Raw genomic sequence first — 17,745 nt, 5'->3', positions numbered from 1 at the left:
GTTCCTGCGATGGCGCCCGCAGGCAGGACGCGCGGCACGCAAGGGCCTTGTTCCGCGTTGCCTCAAGCCGCAGCAGGTTGTTGCAGACTCGGGCAGACCACGCCACGGTAGGCATGCCAACTGGCATGCCCAATCACGGGAAGCACGATGATCCAGCCCACGCCAAAGGGCAGCATGGCCAGCAGGCTGATCACCCCGATCAACGCGGCCCAGCATGCCATGGCCACCGGGTGTTCCATGCAGACGCGCAGGCTGGTCAGCGCTGCGGTGATAGCGTCCACCGGGCGGTCGAGCATCATCGGAATCGACACCACGCTGATCGCGAATACCAGGCCGCCAAACAACACGGCGACCCCCAGATACGCCAGCACGAAGGTCAGATTGGCAGGATCGAGCAACAGGCGCAGCACGCCACCGGTCTCGGGCATGCCCGCGTCGAAGAACAGCGCAAACACCACCAGTGCGGTGCGCCCCCACAGCAGTTCGATGACCAGGAGCAACCCAGCGAAGATCGCCACACTGCCGCGGTGCGGCCACCAGCAGCGAATACAGAAATTCAGCCGTGCCTTGAGGTTGATTTCGCAGCGGCGGCTTGCTTCCATCAGGCCCATGGCCAGCGCCGGGCCGATGAGCAGCAGACCGGCGGCCAGCATCAGGGTGTATTCGGGCGTGCTCGCCAGGGTCCAGGCCAGCAGCCAGCCCAGCGCAGTGAAGATCACGCCATAGGTCAGGCCGACGACCGGGCAGCGGGAAAAATCGCGCCAGCCAGCAGCCAGCCAGCGAAACGGGGTCGACCAGCTCAGGCTGCACACGCTCACCCGCGAGCGGGTTTCGGCAGCCAAGGGGTGATGCTGCGCTTCTTCGGGCGACATATCCGGGTTCTCCTCCATGAAGTGGGTCGCCTGCATCGGGTGACCCATCGACTCTGAAGGCTAAGGTGCGACAAAGCGCCGCACAACCCGGGATACCACGGGGACTCTATCGTGATATCTCGATAAAGCAATGTCACTGTTTCAGTGCTGTCGCGTGCGCGAACGGCGAAGCTCATCCAGGATGAGCAGCACGGCGCCAACGAAGATGGCCGAGTCGGCGAGGTTGAACGCGGGCCAATGCCATTGCTGACCGTGCAGGGTGATGTAGAAGTCGAGAAAGTCGGTCACCTTGCCCCAGAGCACCCGGTCGATCACATTGCCCAGCGCCCCGCCGAGTATGAACGCCAGCGCGAGGCTGAACAGCGCCTTCCCCCGGTTGCGAACCAGCAGCCAGAGAATGAACGCCGAGGCTGCGAGGCTGAGCCCGGTGAAAAACCAGCGCTGCCACCCCGGCTGTCCGGCGAGAAAGGAAAACGCCGCACCGGGGTTGTGGATGTAGACCAGATTGAAAAACGAGGTCACGGGCAGGCTGCTGTTCAGTGGCAGGTCGTGCCGCACCAGCCATTTGGTGAACTGGTCGGCCAGGATGACGAGCAATGTCACCAACAACCAAGGCCAGACATGGCTGCGGCGCGGGTTGCTGGAGTTGGACAGGGCGGAGGGCATGGGCGCTGCTCAGGCGAAGTGACGCGGCTCGCCCGCACCATACAGATTGCTCACGCAGCGGCCGCACAGTCCGGGATGGGCCGGATCGGCATTGACATCTTCGCGCCAGTGCCAGCAGCGCTCGCACTTGGCGTGCGCAGTGGGGTGAACTTCGATGCGTAATTCGCCTTCTGCAGGGTGGAGCGTGGCGCGCGAGGTGATGAGCACAAAGCGCAGGTCATCCCTCAGCCGATCGAGCAGCGCGTGCTCCGCAGGCGGAGCATACAGATCGACTTCGGCCTGCAGCGAGGCGCCGATGCTGCCCTGCGCCCGCAGTGTCTCGATTTGCTTGTTGGTCGCGTCGCGCACGGCGCGGATGCGCGCCCATTGCTCCAGCAGCACGGCGCTGTCGTCCTGCTGCGGCCACTGCCAGTAGGTCTCCACAAAGATGCTCTCGCCCTTGCCGATGAGTGACCAGACTTCCTCGGCGGTAAAGCTGAGGAAGGGCGCCATCCAGCGCAGCATGCCCTGGGTGATGTGCCACAGCGCGGTCTGCGCGCTGCGCCGCGCCAGGCTGTCGGGCGCGGTGGTGTAGAGGCGATCCTTGAGTACGTCGAGGTAGAACGCGCCCAGGTCTTCCGAGCAATAGACCTGCAGCTTGGCGACGACAGGATGGAATTCATACTTGTCGTAATGCGCCAGGATGACGGTCTGCAGATCCCGCGCGTGCGCCAGCGCCCAGCGATCGAGTTCGAACAGTTGCGACAGGGGCACGGCGTGCTGTGCGGGATCGAAGTCGCTGGTGTTGGCCAGCAGGAAACGCAGGGTGTTGCGGATGCGGCGATAACTGTCGACGACGCGGGCAAGAATCTTGTCGTCCCCGGCGATGTCGCCGGAATAGTCGGACGCGGCAACCCATAGGCGGAGGATTTCCGCGCCGAGCTTTTCGCTGGTCTTTTGCGGATCGACGCCGTTGCCGAGCGATTTGCTCATCTTGCGACCCTGGCTGTCGACGGTGAAGCCGTGCGTCAGCAGCCCCTTGTACGGCGCACGGCCGTACATCGCGCAGGCGGTCAGCAGCGAGGAATGGAACCAGCCGCGGTGCTGGTCGTGGCCTTCGAGGTAAAGATCGGCCTCGGGGCCCTCGGCATGCCCGGCTCCGGCATGGCTGCCCTTGAGTACCGTGGTGTGCGTGGTGCCCGAGTCGAACCAGACTTCGAGGATGTCGGTGCTCTTGGTGTAGTGCGCGGCGTCCTCCGCGCAGCCCACGCGGGAGAGGATGTCGGCGGCGCTCGCCTTGCTCCAGGCTTCGATGCCCCCGCGCTCGACCATCTCGGCGGCGATGTCGAGAATCTCCATGGTGCGCGGATGCAACGCGCCGCTGTCCTTGTGCAGAAAAAACGGGATCGGCACACCCCAGCTGCGCTGGCGGCTGATGCACCAGTCGGGCCGGTTGGCGATCATGTCGTGCAGCCGCGCCTTGCCGTTTTCCGGGTAGAAACTGGTGTGCTCGATCGCCTCGAGCGCCATCTGCCGCAGCGTCTTGGGCGCCTTGTCCTTGGTGAACACGCCTTCGCCTTCGTCCATGCGGATGAACCACTGCGCCGCAGCACGGTAGATCACCGGCACCTTGTGCCGCCAGCAATGCGGATAGCTGTGGGTGATGGTGTGCGTGGCCATCAGCCGTCCGGCATCGCGCAGCGCGTCGATGATGCGCGGCACCGCCTCCCAGATGTTCTGTCCGCCAAACAGCGGGAAGTCCGGCGCGTAGCTGCCGTCGCCCTGCACCGGGTTGAGGATGTCGGCATACGCCATGCCGTGCGCGACGCAGGAGTTGAAGTCGTCCACGCCATACGCCGGCGAAGAATGCACGATGCCGGTGCCGTCGTCTGCGGTAGCGTAGTCGGCCAGGTACACCGGGGACAGGCGCCGGTAGCCTGCATCGACCTCGTAGAGCGGATGGCGGAACTCCAACCCGCCCAGCGCCTTGCCGCGGGCGGTGGCGACCACCGTGCCTTCGAGCTGGTAGCGCTGCAGGCAGTGTTCCACCAGAGACGCTGCGAGCACCAGGTAGCCGCGCGGCGTGTCCACCAGCGCGTACTCGAGTTCCGGGTTGAGGTTGAGCGCCTGGTTGGCCGGGATGGTCCATGCCGTCGTCGTCCAGATCACCGCGAAGACGGGTCTGGACGCATCGGGCAGCGCGCTCAGGCCGAATGCAGCGGCAAGCGCGGCGCGGTCATTGGCCTCGAATGCCACGTCCAGGGTCTGCGACTTCTTGTCGGCATACTCGATCTCGAACTCGGCCAACGACGAGCCGCAGTCGAAGCACCAGTACACCGGCTTCAAGCCGCGATAGACAAAGCCGCGCTCGATCACCCGCTTGAATGCGCGGATTTCCGCCGCCTCGTTGACGAAATCCATGGTGCGATACGGATGGGCCCAGTCTCCGAGCACGCCCAGACGCTGGAAATCGCGCATCTGCTGCGCGATTTGCTCGGTGGCGTAGGCGCGGCTCTTGGCTTGCATCTCGTCACGCGGGAGGCAGCGGCCATACTGCTTTTCGATGGCGTTTTCGATCGGCAGGCCGTGGCAGTCCCAGCCGGGGATGTAGGCGGCGTCGAACCCCGCGAGCTGCCGCGCCTTGACGATCATGTCCTTGAGAATCTTGTTGACCGCATGGCCCATGTGGATCTGGCCGTTGGCATAGGGAGGACCATCGTGCAGCACGAACTTCGGTGCGCCGGCGCGGGCAACGCGCAGGCGCTGGTAGACGCCGTTGTCGTTCCACTGCGCAATCCACTGCGGTTCGCGTTTGGGCAAATCGCCGCGCATGGGAAACGGCGTATCGGGCAGATTCAGCGTTGCGCGGTAATCGGGTTGATCAGCGGCAGAGGAGGCGGAGTGATCCATGGGATTCAGGGCAGGGCGGGTGCATCGAACACAGTGCACCAGCGGGACAGAGGAGTGCGGAAACCAGAGGGGGAGCCGCGTGGAACGGACTCACGAAACGGCTCAAGTGAAAATTGCGCCGTCAAATTCGGTCGCGGGTTGTTTGCCGTGCAAGTTGCCCGAACCAGGCGCGTGCCTGAACAGTGTCGTTCTCGATGGCTGCGGTCAGTTGAGCGAGGTCGGGGTAGTGCGCTTCATCGCGCAGTTTGTGCAAGAGTTCCACCTGGACAAGTTTACCGTAGGCATCCCCACTCCAATCGAACACGTGAGTCTCCAGCAAGATGCGTCCGTTGGCCTCCACGGCAGGACGGGTGCCCAGGCTGGATACCGCTGGAAGCGGCATGTCCCCCAATCCGCACACGCGGGAAACGAAGACTCCGGAAAGTGCAGGGCGTGCGCGGTCGAATCGCAGATTCAGCGTGGGGAAGCCGAGTTGCCGCCCGAGCTTGGCCCCGTGCAGGACATGGCCGGAAATCACGTAAGGCCGTCCCAGCAAGGTCTGCGTCGTGGCCATGTCTCCGGCTTGAAGTGCCTGCCGTACGGCCGAACTGGAAATGCGCAGGGCGGTCTCAGTGACGGATGGCATTTGCCGGGCTTCGCCACCTGATGCCTGCATCAAGGCCCGGAACAACGCAAAGTCGCCGGCTCGTCCTGCGCCGAAACGAAAGTCGTCTCCAACCAGAACGAATTGCGCCCTGAGGCCTTTGCGCACAACACGGTCCACGAACTCTGTCGGTGAAAGCGCGGCAACATGCTGGTCAAAGCGCAGCACCACAGCCTGTTCGATGCCGACGTCGCGCAGGGCGCACAACTTGTCTCGCAGCGTGGAAATGTGTGCGGGCGCCTGGTCCGCCTGTCCCTTGAGTGTTGCAAAAAAATCACGCGGATGGGGTTCAAACGTGAGGACGGTCGGCACAAGCCCGCGCTCCTTGGCCGTCTGCACAAGATGGCGCATCAGGGCTTGATGCCCGCGATGCATTCCATCGAAATTGCCGATGGTCAGTGCAGATTGCGATGCCAGCGCATCATGGTGAAGTCCCCGAAAAACTCGCATAAAAAACAATGAGATAAAATGGAATGTTGATGCAGTTTGATAGAACTTTTCGGCATCAATTGTTGTGCGTGCTCGCGGTGTACGTGCACGGTCTGGTTCTGTTGCATCCAGCCCAACTCTGGGGGCACGCCTGATGCGACCGCTCATTGTCTCTGGAATTGCACACCACTTCGCTGGTCAGAACGCGCAGCGTTTTCCGAGTGCGTTGATTTGTCGCGCACGCTGGTTTTTTGCGTGTATAGTTGAAGCGCAGTCGAAACAAGAGCCTGTCCTTTCGAAGCATTGGCGGGCTTGTGACGGTTTCACAGTTGTGATTTCCCGGGCTTGTTGAAGATTTGCACTTTTCTATATTTTCCTTAAAGGTTGATTCATGGCTACCGGTACTGTGAAATGGTTTAACGAGTCCAAGGGCTTCGGCTTCATCAAACCCGATGAAGGCGGCGAAGATCTGTTCGCGCATTTTTCTGAAATTCAATCCAAAGGTTTCCGCACCCTGCAGGAAAACCAGCGCGTTGAATTCACCGTGAAGGCTGGCCCCAAGGGTCCCCAGGCGTCCGCCATCCGCCCGCTGTAATGGCGCGCTCGCAGCTCTCGGCCCCTGGCTGAGTCGCTGCAAAATCAACCGGCCTCTGGCCGGTTTTTTTACGTCTGTCCATCTGCCGCGCGCTGCGGCTTCCCATCATGATCGAAGACCTCATCAGGCAATACGGATACGCCGCTGTTGCATTGGGTGCCTTTGCCGAAGGAGAGACGGTTCTGCTGTTTGCGGGTTATGGCGCGCAACGTGGCTGGTTGCAATGGCCTCTGGTGGTGGCGGTCGCTGCCGTTGCAGCGACTCTGGGGGATCAACTCTTTTTCTTTCTCGGGCACTATTTCGGCCCGCAGATTCTCGCCCGATTTCCCCGCCTGCAGGCCCACATGCCACGCGTGCAATCGATGCTGAAGCGCAATGCGTCCTGGGCGATCGTCAGTGTGCGATTTTTGTATGGCATGCGCATCGCAGGGCCGGTATTGATCGGGATGGCAGGCGTCGCACCGTGGCGCTTTGTCCTGTTCAATGCCATCGGCGCGGCGTTGTGGGCGCCACTGATCACCGGCATGGGCTGGTTTTTTGGCGCGAGCATCGCCCAGGTGGCGGCCCGCCTGCAGATGGGTGAAGAGATCGTGCTCGCGGTTGTCGTGGCCGCAGGGTTCGGGGTTTGGATGGTGCGGCGTTTGCGGCGGCGTTAGATTTTCAACCCCATGGCGTCACGGACTGACTGCATGGTGCTGCGCGCCGTGGCGCGGGCCTTGTCGCAGCCGTCCGTCAGGATGTCGCGAACCAGAGCGGGGTTGTCGAGATAGGGCTGCGCGCGCTCCAGCATTGGCTGCTGCTCTCGCACGATGGCGTCGATGACAGGCTGTTTGCATTCCAGGCAGCCGATGCCGGCCGAGGTACAGCCGCGCTGCACCCAGTCGCGGGTCGCTTCGTCGGTGTAGGCCAGATGGAACTGCCAGACGGGGCAGCGCTGCGGGTCGCCCGGATCGGTGCGCTTCACCCGCGCCGGATCGGTGGGCATGCGTTTGACCTTCTGCTCCACGCTGGCGCGGTCTTCTCGAATGGCGATCGAGTTGCCGTAGCTCTTGGACATCTTGCGCCCATCGAGCCCGGGAAGCTTGGATTCGGGAGTGAGCAGCGCTTCGGGTTCACGCAGAATCTGCCGCCGTCCTCCGCTAAGCTGGGCGCGCAACACGTCCTTTTCGGCGCGTGAGAGTTTGCTGGCGGAAATCAACTCGCGCGCCTGGTCGCGCGCTTCGGCGAGTCCGTCCTGATCAGCGGCGCGGCGCAGGGCGACAAGTTGGCTGCGCACGGCATCCGGCAATTTCGCTGTGGCGGCGCGCGCCTGGGCCTCGATCTGCGGATCCTTGCCGTAGAGGTGATTGAAGCGGCGCGCGATTTCGCGGCTCATTTCAATATGCGGTATCTGGTCTGCACCAACCGGCACGTAGCGTGCGAGGTAGATGAGAATGTCCGCAGCCTGCAGCAGCGGATAGCCGAGAAAGCCGTAGGTCGTCAGATCCTTGTCCTTGAGGTTGGCGATCTGGTCCTTGTACGTCGGCACGCGCTCCAGCCAGGACAGCGGGGTCCCCATGCCGAGCAGCAGAAACAGCTCGGCATGCTCGATCACGCGGCTCTGCACGAACAGCGTGGCCTTGGTGGGGTCGACGCCCGCGGCCAGCCAGTCGATGACCATTTCGGTGGTGTGCGCCGAGATGGTTTCTGGGGTTTCGTAGTGCGTGGTCAGGGCATGCCAGTCGGCGACAAAAAAATAACAGGCGTAGGTGTTCTGCAGTTGCGCCCAGTTTTTCAGTGCTCCGTGGTAATGGCCCAGATGCAGGGCGCCAGTGGGACGCATGCCGGAGAGCACCCGATCTTCTGTGTGCTGTGCGTCAGGGGTGGGTTCAGTCGGGTTCATGGCGAGCTGGCAGGTGCGAGAGCGTGATGGGGTCTGGTTCAGAGCAGCATTTGAAACGGGCTGAGCAGCACCTTGAGCAGCTGCATGGACGCAGCCATCAGTGGACTGAGCCAGAAGGTCGTGACGATGCCGGTGAGCACCAGCGCCATCACGATGAAAAATCCGTAGGGTTCGACGCGCGAGACGGCGATGGCCTGACGCGCGGGCAGCAGGCCGACCAGGATGCGCCCGCCGTCCAGCGGCGGCAAGGGAAACAGGTTGAACACGAACATCACCAGGTTGACCAGAATGCCGGCCTGGGCGACGTCGTAGAAATACACCTCGTTGACGGCAAAGGCATGCAGGCCGACCAGCAGCAATCCCCACAGAAACGCCTGGAAGAAATTGGATGCGGGGCCGGCGAGCGCCACCCAGATCATGTCGCGCTTGGGGTTGCGCAGTCGTCCGAAATTGACCGGCACCGGCTTGGCGTAGCCGAACAGAAAGGCGCCGGATGTGGCGAAATACAGGATGAGCGGCACGAGAATGGTGCCGATGGGGTCGATGTGCCGCGCTGGATTGAGCGAGACGCGGCCCATCATGTAGGCCGTGTTGTCGCCGAAGTAGCGTGCCGCATAGCCGTGGGCCGCCTCGTGCAGGGTGATGGCAAAGAGCACCGGCAGGGCGTAGACGGTGACAGCCTGTATGAGTTGGTCCATGCGACGATTGTAGAAAGGGCGGAAGGCTGGACGCGGCGGGCGGATGGACCCGCTCGGCTCCAGAAATGTATTGGCGGTTGCCGGTTTACTGCAGCGCCGGGATGCCAAGCAAATCGACCGGGCCGCGCCCGATGCGCACCACGACAGGCTCGGTGCCGCACAGATCGACCACGGTGGTGGGTTCGCTCGGGCATGCGCCGGCGTCGAGCACCAGATCGACCTGATGTTCCAGACGGTCGCGGATGGCTTGAGCGTCGTTGAGCGCGTGCTCGTCGCCGGGGAGGATCAGCGTGGTGGCCAGCAAGGGCTGCGCCATTTCCATCAGCAGGGTGTGGGTCACGGCGTTGCTTGGCACCCGCACACCGATGGTCTTGCGCGAGGGGTGTGACACGCGGCGCGGCACTTCCTTGGTGGCTTCAAGAATGAAGGTGTAGGGCCCGGGGGTGCAGCCGCGGATCATTCGATATTGGCGATTGTCCACTCGGGCGTAGTTGCCGAGTTCGGACAGGTCGCTGCACAGCAGGGTGAGGTGATGACGCTCATCGACCTGGCGGATTTGCCGCAGGCGCTGCACCGCCGCCTTGTCGTCGAGGTGACAGACCAGGGCGTAGGACGAATCGGTGGGAATGGCCGCAATGCCGCCGCCATGCAGCACGGTGGCGGCCTGCTTGATCAGCCGAGGCTGCGGATTGTCTGGGTGGAGTTGAAAGTATTGCGCCATGATGGTCGGGGTCAATGCAGCAGGTCCCACACCGGCGCGAGGTCCGCAGGCAGGGGGGGCAGGCGTCCGAGGTCGCAGACACTCTCTCCAGGGCTGTGAAAGTCGGACCCGCGCGAGGCGTAGAAACCAAACTCCAGTGCGAGGTTGGCGTACTTGCGGTGCTGGGAATTGGTGTGGCTGCCGGTGACCACTTCGATGGCCTGTCCCCCCAGGGACTTGAACTGTTCGAGCAGCGCCCATTCTTCGGTGGCGCTGAAGCGGTAGCGACCAGGGTGGGCGATGACGGCGACGCCTTTGGCCGCAGCGATCCAGCCGAGCGCCTCTTCCATCCGGGCCCACGCGTGATCGACATAGCCTGGCTTGCCCGGTGTGAGAAAACGCGTGAACACCTCGTGGGTCTGGCGGCAGACGCCTTGCTCCACCAGATAGCGTGCAAAGTGGGTGCGCGAGAGCAGGGCGGGATTGCCGGCATAGCGCAGTGCGCCGGCATAGACATCGGGCAGCCCCAGATGACGTTCCAGGTCGTGGGCCATGTCCCTGGCGCGCTGGTCGCGACCCGTGCGGATGTGCTGCAGGCCCTGCAGCAACTCGGTGTTGTCGGGTTCAACCCCCAGGGCAACGATGTGCACGGTCTGCGAGGCGAACGATACGGAAATTTCGACTCCAGGGACGAACCGCATGCCCAGTGCGTGGGCCGCAAGACCGGCTTCAGTCAGGCCGCTGAGCTCGTCGTGATCGGTCAGAGCCCAGAGATCCACGCCTTGCGCGTGCGCGCGCTCGGCGAGTTCCGCCGGGGCGAGCGTGCCATCCGACACGATGGAATGGCAGTGCAGATCGGCGTTGAGAGGCGATGGACGAGACATGGGAACATTGTAGGGAGCGCAAATACACTCGACACAATGCGCCCTTCCCGTCATGTCAGCCAGACCCCGGCCACGCAGTGGCTGCGTGCGCAGGGTGTCGATTTCACCGAGCATGTGTACGACTACGTCGATCACGGCGGCGCCGCCTGGGGCGCGCAGGCGCTTGGCCTGCCGCTGCATGCGGTGATCAAGACGCTGATCCTGCAGGACGAGGCGGCGCGGCCGCTGGTGATGCTGATGCACGGTGATTGCGAAGTGTCGACCAAGCAGCTCGCCCGCGACATCGGCGCCCGGCATGTGGCGCCCTGCAAACCCGAGGTGGCGCAGAGGCATAGCGGATATCTCGTCGGCGGAACCTCGCCGTTCGGCTTGCGCAAGGTCATGCCGCTCTATGTCGAGCGCTCTGTTCTGACGCTCGATCGCCTCTACATCAACGGCGGGCGCAGAGGCTATCTGCTCGGCTTGTCCCCGCAGGTGCTGACATCGGCGCTGCAGGCACAACCGGTGCATTGCGCTCTGGCACCCAAGTCTGACGCAACCGACACGCCGGGCAACTTCAGCCGCGCGCCACGCGAGGAAACGCAGGGCCGCCCCAAGTTTCCTTGATCCCCCACCGGAGGCGGGTCGGCGAGCCGACCCTGGTGCCGCTCAATAGAATCACGCACCATGAATACATCAACCCTCGTGGCGCTGATTTTCGCGAGCCTGGCTTACCTGCTGGGTTCGCTGTCCTTTGCCGTGCTGGTGAGCCGTGCGATGGGCATGGCCGATCCGCGCAGCTATGGCTCGGGCAACCCTGGTGCGACCAATGTGCTGCGCAGTGGCAACAAACTGGCGGCCATCCTGACCCTGGCGCTCGATGCATTCAAGGGGTGGCTCGCCGTGTGGCTCGCCTTCGTCATGGGGCCGGCCATCGGGCTGGGTAGCCCGGGCGTGGCGCTGGTGTCCGTCGCCGTGTTTCTCGGGCATCTCTACCCGGTGTTCTTCCACTTCAAGGGCGGCAAGGGCGTGGCCACGGCTGCGGGCGTGCTGCTCGCCATTCAGCCCTGGCTGGGCCTGTCCACGCTGGCCACCTGGCTGATCGTGGCGGTGTTCTTTCGCTATTCCTCACTCGCCGCGCTGGTGGCGGCGGTGTTTGCCCCGTTCTATTACTGGTTCGGCGGTGGACTGGCCTGGGCTACCGATCCGGCCTTGCTGCTTGCGCTGGTGCTCATCAGCGCCATGCTGATCTGGCGTCACCGCGCCAACATCGGCAAGCTGATGCGTGGCGAAGAAAGCCGCATCGGTGGAAAAAAATAGGGCGCATCAAGCGCGCCCGCGCGTGGTCTAGGGCCTGTCGGACTTGAGTCCGATCGGGGGTCATCAGGAAGGCCGGCCGCAATTTTTTGCGATTCCGGGCATGGCGTTGACCTGGCGACCGCTTGTCGGGTCCCGCAGGGCTGCTGGGCAGTTCCTGAAGGCGCTGACGGGGGCATGGACGACGCATGAACCTGTGCCTGTTCACCCCGCCGCATGCAGCACATGCAGGCGCTTGATGTTCCAGGCCATGGTCACCAGATTCCACTCGCCCTGCGCTGCGGCCAGCCCGCGCATGCTCATCTGGCGCCAGCCCATGGCACGCTTGATGATGCCGAAGACGGGTTCCACCGTCTGCTTGCGAAGCCCGTACAGGGCACGCCCGGCCCGGGTCGAGAGCCGATGCGCCATCGCCTGCACCGCATCGTCGGTCGGCACCGCTTGCGTCTGCTCGGCGAAGCGATCGCGCAGCGGCAGGTGGTGCGTCTCGCGTCGCATCGACAGCAAGGGCTCGATGCCCTGCGCTTCGCACGCCCGCACGTTGGCCGCGCTGAAGTAGCCGGTGTCGGCCACCAAGGACTGCGCCTTGCCCAGGCACGGCGGCAACTTCGCCATCGCCTGCAGCGTCGGCACGATCTGACGTTTGTCGTTGCTCGCCTGCGTGACATGCGCGGCCACCACCAGCATCGTGGCCGTATCCACGGCAGCCTGCGCGTTGTCACTCTGCTCGAATCCCCCGCCCGGGGTCGGCATGATGCGCGACTCTTCGTCGGTCAGATTGACCTGATCGCCGTCCTTCGGGCCGGCCTGCGGCGGCTCGGGATCCTTGCCGCGCGGCTTGCCTGCAGCCTGGCGCCGCGCCATCTTCGCCTCATGTTCCTGTTGCTCGAGCGCATGCCGCTCGGCCGCGCGCTGCGCAATCTTGGCCTTGGCTTGCTCGATGGCAGCCAGCCGGTCCTCGCGCCGCGCAATCTCCGCCGGCACGTCCATGCCGTCGGGCACGCCAGCGCCGTCCGTCTTCTCCGCCAGTTCCAGCAGGGCCTGCACCTCCTGGCGCAACTGCGCCTCGATCTTGTTGGCATGACCCCACGACAGCGCCTTGTGCTTGCTGGCGTTGGCCTTGACCTTGGTGCCGTCCAGCGCAATGCTGCCCAGCTTGAGCAGCTTCATCTCGCGCGCCAGAACCAGAACCTGCACGAACAGCGACTCCACTTCCTTGAGAAAGCGCCGCCGGAACGTTGCCAGCGTGTCGTGGTCCGGGTGCGTGTTGGCCGCCACAAAGCGAAACGCCACCGAGTCGTAGGTCGCGCGCTCAATCTTGCGGCTGGAGTGCACCCCGGTGGCGTACCCGTACACCAGCAGCCCCAGCAACACCGCCGGATGATGCGCCGCCGAACCCCGACCCCCATACTGTCGCGTCAGCTCGCTCAAATCCAGGCCCTCGATCACCTCGACCACGAAACGCGCCAAGTGATCATGCGGCAACCATTCGTCCACCGACGGCGGCAGAAGGTAAGCAGTGTCTCGGTCAACAGCGACGAAGCGGCTCATCATGCGGTACGTTGGGTTGCTACCCCTCTATTGTCTCGGCAATCAGCGTCCGGGAAAAGACGCCAAAGTCCGACAGTCTCCTAGTCTCGGAAGTTATTGAACGACAGCGGCGCTTCGTCAATGTCCTTGCGCAGGATGGCCATGGCCGCCTGCAGATCATCGCGCTTGGCGCCGGTGATGCGCACCACATCGCCCTGAATGGCCGCGGTCAGCTTGAGCTTGGAGCCCTTGATGGCTGCGGTGATCTTTTTCGCCAGATCCTGCGGAATGCCGGCCTTGACGGTGATGACCTGCTTGACCTTGTCCCCGGAGATTTTTTCGATTTTCCCCAGGTCGAAGAATCGCGGGTCGATCTTGCGTTTCGCAGCCTTGGCCATCAGCACGTCGCGCACCTGAGCGAGCTGGAAGTCGCTGTCGGCGGTCAGCGTGAGCGTCTTGTCGGCCAGTTCCACCTGCGCCGAACTGCCCTTGAAATCAAAGCGCGTGGCAATTTCCTTGGAGGCCTGGTCGCAGGCGTTGCGCACCTCGACGAGATCGGGTTCGAGAACGGTATCGAAAGACGGCATGAAGGCAACCTGAAAGGGATAATGCAGGGATTTGCGTGACGGGATTTTATGAGCCTGCAGATTGAAACCGATGTGCCGCTGCGTGCATTCAACACCTTTGGCGTGGACGCCACCGCGCATCGCTTCGTGCGTGTGCGCAGCGCGCGCGATGTGCGGCTGATTGTCGATCATCCCGAACTGGGACGCGCGCCAAAATTCATTCTCGGTGGCGGCAGCAATCTGCTGCTCACACGCGATGTCGAGGCGGTGGTGGTCAAGGTGGATATAGCCGGCCTGCGTGTGCTCGAAGACGACGCCCGCTCCACGCTGATCGAGGTCGGGGCCGGGGAGTCCTGGCATGGCGTGGTCGAATGGGCGCTGGATCAGGGTTATGCCGGGCTGGAAAATCTGGCCCTCATCCCCGGTACCGCCGGTGCCGCGCCAGTGCAGAACATTGGCGCTTACGGGCTGGAACTCTCGGACCGGCTGGAGTCGGTGGATGTGGTCGACTTTGTCACCGGACGCAGCGCCACACTGCCTGCAGCGCACTGCCGCCTCGGTTACCGCGACAGCGTGTTCAAGCGCGAGCTGGCGGGCAAATCGCTTATCACCGCCATCCGCCTGCGTCTGCCCAAGCCCTGGGTGCCCGTCACGGGCTATGCCGATGTGGAACGCTGGCTGCAGCGCCAGCACTGCACCGAACCGACTCCCCGCGCGGTGTTCGATGCGGTCTGCGCCATCCGCCGCAGCAAGCTGCCCGATCCGTCTCAGTTGGGAAATGCCGGCAGCTTTTTCAAGAACCCGGTGGTCAACCGCACCATACGCAACGAGATTCTTGAGGAATATCCTGACATCGTGAGCTACCCGCTGGAGGACGGCACCTACAAACTGGCTGCCGCCTGGATGATTGCCGCCTGCGGCTGGAAGGGCCAGTCACGCGGCGGGGCCGGAGTGCACGAACAACAGCCGCTGGTTCTGGTCAATCGCGGCGGCGCGACCGGGGCGGAGATTCTCGCCCTGGCGCAGGCGGTGCAGGCTAGTGTGGAACAGAAATTCGGTCTGCGCCTCGAACCGGAACCGGTGATCGTGTGATGCAGGCCGTTGCCGATTTTTTCGCCTTCCGCACCTTTGTCAGCCTGGATGTCCTGCGGGTGGTCTACGCGCTGGGCGCAATCGGCATGCCGCTGCTGGCCTGGGGCGTCTGGCTCTGGCTGGCGCGCTTTCCACTCTGGAACTGGCTGCGCGGTACCGCCGCGAATGCCGCGCGGCGTGTGGTTTCGCCGCGTTGGCGTCTGACAGGCATCCTGTTGTTCGTCCTGTGTTTTTTGTGCATGGAACTCATGTGGCGCATGATGTTTGAATTCATCATCGCCTACCTGCAGATGCGTGATGCACTGCAATGGCTGGCGCACGGCGCAGGCATGCCCTGATTTCTGCGGGCTTCACGGACATTTTCATTCACTGATCCCATGACCATCCACACCATCCTGCGCATGGGCGATCCGCGGCTGTTGCGCGTTGCCCGTCCCGTGAGCAACCCGACCGACCCGGCGCTGCGCGTGCTGATTGCGGACATGTTCGAGACCATGCAGGCCGCAGGCGGCGTGGGGTTGGCCGCTCCGCAGATCGGGGTGGACCTTGCCCTGGTGATCTTCGGTTTCAACCACAGCGGGCGATATCCCGAAGCGCCCGCAGTGCCGCTGACTGTACTGATCAATCCGGAGATTTCCATTCTCGACGATGCCGAGGAGGACGACTGGGAGGGTTGCCTGTCGGTGCCGGGCCTGCGGGGCTGGGTGCCGCGGTTCCGTCGCATCCGTTATCGCGGGGTGGACGCCGACGGCCAGCCCATCGACCGCGAGGCCGAGGGTTTTCACGCCCGAGTGGTGCAGCATGAATGCGACCACCTGATCGGAAAACTCTACCCCATGCGCATCCGCGACTTCACCCGTTTCGGCTTCACCGAGCAGCTCTTTCCGGGACAGGACATCGGGGACGATTGACCGCCTCGTCCATCAAGGCTTGACTTCGACCAGCCACATCGAACTCGTGGGATTGTTGATGGCTGTCTGCGCAGACCACATCGGGTTCACCGTCGTCCCGGCCGCCGGCACGGTCTGCCAGGCGTCCGCACCGCTGTTGGAGTTCAGCGAGTTGTTGCCGATATCCAGCCGTGTCCATCCTGAGGGTGCGTAGTAATCGTTCGTCGGTGCGCTCTGTGAGCCGGTGAAGTCGGCAGGCCCCCAGAACGAAACGACAAGGCTGTTCGGTCCGGTGGTTACCAGCGGACTTGCGCTGTTGTTCGCCTGGGTGTTGCTGTAGGTCACCTGACCAAGAGCGCTTGCCCCCGACACCACGACGACGAACAGTGTGGCTTCATTGTCTTGGTACGTCGGTGCTTTGTTCAGACTCCAGGTCTGGCCAGAGCCGCCTTTGGCGTTGACGCAGGCATACAGATAACTGCCCGCGCCGACGCCCGCGTAAGTCTGGGCTCCACCAATGCGCGTGTAGGTGTTGCCCATGTTGTCTGTCAGGCTGGAAAAGGTGCCGGTGTTCTGCGTGAGCACCTGAACCAGAATGATCGAGCCCGATGCGGGGGTATTGACCGGCGGTGTGGTCATCGGCGATGTGCCGTAGCCCGACACATCGACCTTGATGGTGTGAGCAGCTATGGTGAGGGCACTGACCGGTGTCGGGGTCGGGCTGGTCGTCGGAGTCGGGGTCGGGGTCGGGGTCGGGCTGGTCGTCGGAGTCGGGGTCGGGCTGGTCGTCGGAGTCGGGGTCGGGCTGGTCGTTGGCGTTACGCCGGATGGGGTGACGCTGGTGGGAGCGCTTGTCGCCGGTTGCGTCGTGCCGATGTCGACATTGCTTTCTGGAGTCGCACCGCTGGAAGTCGAGCCAGAACCACCCCCACATCCTGCGATGAACAAGACACAGGCCAGAACGCAGAGCAGCCGGAACAGGCGAGTGGTGCTGGAGGTGAAAGCCATATCAGTTCCTTGCGAGTCTGCACTTGTCGAGACTCGCTCAATATAGCGCGACCCCATCCCATGCGACAAAATGGCCGCATAGATTGAATTGCCCGGCATTTTGTGCCGCATGTCCTGCGGCAGACCCTAGCGGTCCCTCAGCCGTAACCGTGACTCATCAGCGTGGCCAGCAGAGGGATGATGACCATCACATGCGATTGCGCCATCAACCAGCGCCGCTCCTGCCGGATTTCCGCGGCGGGCGGCGCCCAGCATGCGCTGCGCTTGCCTTGCAGGCTCCACTGCGCGAGCCTGCGGGTGGATGGCCACGACATGACCGCCATCAGCGCCAGCAACGCCACCTTGGCCCAGAGCAGGGGGTTGTGCGAAAGCCATTGCGGACCCTTGATGCCCCAGAACATCAACGCCAGCCCGCTGACCAGCATGGCAGCGAAACTGCCCCAGACCCAGACGTCGAGGCGTCGCAGACGGGCTAGAACGACAACGTCCACTGCATCCACCCGAGTCAGGCTGGTTTTTGCGGTGAGAAAGACGACCAGCCCGAGCATGGCCGACAGGTGGAGGTAAAGCAGCAGGGCGTCGGTCAGCATGGCGTGTCAGCCTGGTTTGTGTCGCATCAACTCGGTCTTTGTTGTCTGCATGGCGATGAAGTGTTGTAGCGGTGGGTGCAGGCAATCCGCCAGAGTCGACGTGTTGAGCCGTGCGTAAAACGCTTCTGCTGCATCGCTGAGCAGGGGACGCAGCAGGCACAGGGGAGTCAGGTTGCAGTGCCCACCGTCCTGACGCAGGCATTCCACCAGTCCCTGGCCGTCTTCCAGCCAGCGAACGAGGTTGCCCACAAGAATTTCATTTGCCTGTTTTTTCAGGCGAACTCCTCCGCCAACGCCGCGCTGGTTGACCACATAGCCCCCCAGTGCCAGTCGTTGCAGGATCTTGATCAAATGTTCGCGAGACACATCAAGTATCTCGGACAATTGCTTGCTGTTAAATGATTTGTTCGGATCGGATGCCAGCACCATCAAGGCCCGAAGTCCGTAATCTGTGAATTGGGTGAGTTTCAATCTGTTACTTGCCTGCGTTGATGCACGTCCCTATAGTGGAATTA

General features: G+C 63.3%; 19 protein-coding genes and 1 pseudogene. 7 read left to right on the top strand and 13 right to left on the bottom strand.

The window, feature by feature from the left end; genetic code table 11:
• Nucleotides 1-62: 62 nt before the first annotated feature.
• The 4 genes from AC1ZQA_RS08500 to AC1ZQA_RS08485 form a co-directional block, all read right to left on the bottom strand.
• On the bottom strand, nt 63-872 hold the full coding sequence (locus AC1ZQA_RS08500; RefSeq protein WP_482676547.1) for a DUF2189 domain-containing protein: 810 nt from the start codon (nt 870-872) through the stop codon (nt 63-65).
• Nucleotides 873-1,013: 141 nt separating this feature from the next.
• On the bottom strand, nt 1,014-1,538 hold the full coding sequence (gene lspA / locus AC1ZQA_RS08495; RefSeq protein ID WP_482676546.1) for a signal peptidase II: 525 nt from the start codon (nt 1,536-1,538) through the stop codon (nt 1,014-1,016).
• A 9-nt stretch (nt 1,539-1,547) separates the two neighbouring features.
• Nucleotides 1,548-4,427, bottom strand: coding sequence for an isoleucine--tRNA ligase (gene ileS / locus AC1ZQA_RS08490; protein WP_482676545.1), 2,880 nt, complete (start codon nt 4,425-4,427; stop codon nt 1,548-1,550).
• Nucleotides 4,428-4,548: 121 nt separating this feature from the next.
• Nucleotides 4,549-5,520 carry a bifunctional riboflavin kinase/FAD synthetase gene (locus AC1ZQA_RS08485; protein WP_482679301.1) on the bottom strand — a complete coding sequence of 324 codons (972 nt, stop codon included), beginning with the start codon at nt 5,518-5,520 and terminating at the stop codon, nt 4,549-4,551.
• Between the two features lie 370 nt (nt 5,521-5,890).
• Here AC1ZQA_RS08485 and AC1ZQA_RS08480 point away from each other — a divergent pair, with 370 nt between their 5' ends.
• Together AC1ZQA_RS08480 and AC1ZQA_RS08475 are read left to right on the top strand one after the other, a co-directional pair.
• The gene (locus tag AC1ZQA_RS08480; protein ID WP_482676544.1) at nt 5,891-6,094 is read left to right on the top strand and encodes a cold-shock protein; all 204 of its coding nucleotides are present in this window, start codon (nt 5,891-5,893) and stop codon (nt 6,092-6,094) included.
• A 107-nt stretch (nt 6,095-6,201) separates the two neighbouring features.
• Entirely contained in the window at nt 6,202-6,750 is a 549-nt protein-coding gene (locus tag AC1ZQA_RS08475; RefSeq protein ID WP_482676543.1) for a DedA family protein, read from the top strand.
• Here the strand turns inward: AC1ZQA_RS08475 and AC1ZQA_RS08470 are convergent.
• The 4 genes from AC1ZQA_RS08470 to AC1ZQA_RS08455 all read right to left on the bottom strand — a co-directional run bounded on the left by AC1ZQA_RS08470 (nt 6,747) and on the right by AC1ZQA_RS08455 (nt 10,258).
• A complete protein-coding gene (locus AC1ZQA_RS08470) occupies nt 6,747-7,916 on the bottom strand; it encodes a tryptophan--tRNA ligase (protein ID WP_482679300.1) in 1,170 nt (389 codons plus the stop codon). The two genes, AC1ZQA_RS08475 and AC1ZQA_RS08470, sit on opposite strands and share 4 nt — an antisense overlap.
• A 98-nt stretch (nt 7,917-8,014) precedes the next feature.
• Nucleotides 8,015-8,674, bottom strand: coding sequence for a site-2 protease family protein (locus AC1ZQA_RS08465; protein WP_482676542.1), 660 nt, complete (start codon nt 8,672-8,674; stop codon nt 8,015-8,017).
• An 85-nt stretch (nt 8,675-8,759) separates the two neighbouring features.
• Nucleotides 8,760-9,395 carry an L-threonylcarbamoyladenylate synthase gene (locus AC1ZQA_RS08460; protein ID WP_482676541.1) on the bottom strand — a complete coding sequence of 212 codons (636 nt, stop codon included), beginning with the start codon at nt 9,393-9,395 and terminating at the stop codon, nt 8,760-8,762.
• 11 nt (nt 9,396-9,406) lie between these two features.
• On the bottom strand, nt 9,407-10,258 hold the full coding sequence (locus tag AC1ZQA_RS08455; RefSeq protein ID WP_482676540.1) for a 3',5'-nucleoside bisphosphate phosphatase: 852 nt from the start codon (nt 10,256-10,258) through the stop codon (nt 9,407-9,409).
• Between the two features lie 36 nt (nt 10,259-10,294).
• Between AC1ZQA_RS08455 and AC1ZQA_RS08450 the strand changes: the two are divergent.
• Together AC1ZQA_RS08450 and plsY are read left to right on the top strand one after the other, a co-directional pair.
• Nucleotides 10,295-10,774: pseudogene (locus AC1ZQA_RS08450) on the top strand (aminoacyl-tRNA deacylase); the annotation flags it as partial.
• Between the two features lie 150 nt (nt 10,775-10,924).
• Nucleotides 10,925-11,557 carry a glycerol-3-phosphate 1-O-acyltransferase PlsY gene (plsY, locus tag AC1ZQA_RS08445; RefSeq protein WP_482676539.1) on the top strand — a complete coding sequence of 211 codons (633 nt, stop codon included), beginning with the start codon at nt 10,925-10,927 and terminating at the stop codon, nt 11,555-11,557.
• 201 nt (nt 11,558-11,758) lie between these two features.
• On the opposite strand, the gene AC1ZQA_RS08440 is transcribed toward plsY, so the two are convergent.
• Together AC1ZQA_RS08440 and AC1ZQA_RS08435 are read right to left on the bottom strand one after the other, a co-directional pair.
• A complete protein-coding gene (locus tag AC1ZQA_RS08440) occupies nt 11,759-13,105 on the bottom strand; it encodes an IS1182 family transposase (protein WP_482676538.1) in 1,347 nt (448 codons plus the stop codon).
• Nucleotides 13,106-13,185: 80 nt separating this feature from the next.
• Nucleotides 13,186-13,671 (bottom strand): YajQ family cyclic di-GMP-binding protein, encoded by a 486-nt coding sequence (locus tag AC1ZQA_RS08435; RefSeq protein WP_482676537.1) that lies wholly within the window; start codon nt 13,669-13,671, stop codon nt 13,186-13,188.
• A 48-nt stretch (nt 13,672-13,719) separates the two neighbouring features.
• On the opposite strand from AC1ZQA_RS08435, the gene murB reads away from it, so the two are divergent.
• Genes murB through def form a run of 3 tightly spaced genes read left to right on the top strand, consistent with a single transcriptional unit; the run spans nt 13,720 to nt 15,653 of the window.
• The gene (gene murB, locus AC1ZQA_RS08430) at nt 13,720-14,742 is read left to right on the top strand and encodes a UDP-N-acetylmuramate dehydrogenase (RefSeq protein ID WP_482676536.1); all 1,023 of its coding nucleotides are present in this window, start codon (nt 13,720-13,722) and stop codon (nt 14,740-14,742) included.
• Nucleotides 14,742-15,080 carry a DUF4282 domain-containing protein gene (locus AC1ZQA_RS08425; RefSeq protein WP_482676535.1) on the top strand — a complete coding sequence of 113 codons (339 nt, stop codon included), beginning with the start codon at nt 14,742-14,744 and terminating at the stop codon, nt 15,078-15,080. Before murB ends, AC1ZQA_RS08425 begins: the two co-directional genes overlap by 1 nt.
• 39 nt (nt 15,081-15,119) lie before the next feature.
• Nucleotides 15,120-15,653: a peptide deformylase gene (def, locus tag AC1ZQA_RS08420; RefSeq protein WP_482676534.1), complete on the top strand. Its 534-nt coding sequence runs from the start codon at nt 15,120-15,122 to the stop codon at nt 15,651-15,653.
• A 12-nt stretch (nt 15,654-15,665) separates the two neighbouring features.
• Here def and AC1ZQA_RS08415 read toward each other — a convergent pair whose 3' ends face one another.
• The 3 genes from AC1ZQA_RS08415 to AC1ZQA_RS08405 form a co-directional block, all read right to left on the bottom strand.
• Nucleotides 15,666-16,640 carry a hypothetical protein gene (locus tag AC1ZQA_RS08415; RefSeq protein ID WP_482676533.1) on the bottom strand — a complete coding sequence of 325 codons (975 nt, stop codon included), beginning with the start codon at nt 16,638-16,640 and terminating at the stop codon, nt 15,666-15,668.
• 137 nt (nt 16,641-16,777) lie between these two features.
• Nucleotides 16,778-17,230, bottom strand: a complete 453-nt coding sequence (locus AC1ZQA_RS08410) for a DUF2214 family protein (RefSeq protein WP_482676532.1) — start codon at nt 17,228-17,230, stop codon at nt 16,778-16,780.
• Nucleotides 17,231-17,236: 6 nt separating this feature from the next.
• Nucleotides 17,237-17,701, bottom strand: coding sequence for an RrF2 family transcriptional regulator (locus AC1ZQA_RS08405; RefSeq protein ID WP_482676531.1), 465 nt, complete (start codon nt 17,699-17,701; stop codon nt 17,237-17,239).
• Nucleotides 17,702-17,745 lie beyond the last annotated feature (44 nt).

It is taken from the genome of Thiomonas sp. DCM-2, assembly GCF_056820905.1.
The sequence above is the reverse complement of the archived record's forward strand: the minus strand, read 5'-3'. Positions and strand labels throughout refer to the sequence as shown.